General features: G+C 34.8%; 1 protein-coding gene and 1 pseudogene. One reads left to right on the forward strand and one right to left on the reverse strand.

What is annotated here, in order from left to right; all coding sequences use genetic code 11:
- The coding region (locus tag ADF62_RS10480; RefSeq protein WP_152901337.1) for an LPXTG cell wall anchor domain-containing protein at positions 1-151 on the forward strand (151 nt) is incomplete at its 5' end.
- 304 nt (positions 152-455) lie between these two features.
- On the opposite strand, the pseudogene ADF62_RS10885 reads toward ADF62_RS10480, so the two are convergent.
- Positions 456-584, reverse strand: a pseudogene (locus ADF62_RS10885) (IS110 family transposase); the annotation flags it as partial.

A 584-nucleotide genomic window follows, 5' to 3' on the forward strand; every position in this document is an offset into this window, starting at 1 on the left:
ACCAAGTCAACCAGCAACACCAAAATATGTTGAAGGTCAAAAAGAGTTGCCAAATACAGGTACAGAAGACAATGCTAACCTAGCAGCACTTGGACTTCTCGGAGTCTTGAGTGGATTTGGTCTTGTAGCTCGTAAGAAGAAAGAAGACTAAGCTTTCTAATTGATATGATTTGTTTGCAATGAACATATCTTCCCAAAAACTGATGAATCGAATGATTCATCAGTTTTTTGCGATTGAGAGAGGAAGGATCTAACGGGGAGACAAAGGAAAAAGGCTTTTCTATCATTTGTTAAGTCTATCAAGGCTTTAAGTAAAAAAACAGATAAGACAGTAGCTATTCTGAGGTTACTGTCTTATTTTTAACACTTTTTGATCCATAAAAGAGCATGCTAAAAAAACACCTCATCTGGTATTTTTTGAAACAAGGCGTTACAATAATATGGCATAAATAATTTTACCGATTTTGGGTAGAAGTATAATCGTAAAGTTTGTTATACGTTATGAGATAATACATTGTTCTAATGAGACGATGTATAGAGGCAATCGTATGTGGCTTAGTTGAAGCTATTGTCGATTGTCTTTT

Origin of the sequence: Streptococcus sp. 1004_SSPC (assembly GCF_001069025.1) — a bacterium.
Taxonomy (GTDB): domain Bacteria; phylum Bacillota; class Bacilli; order Lactobacillales; family Streptococcaceae; genus Streptococcus; species Streptococcus vestibularis.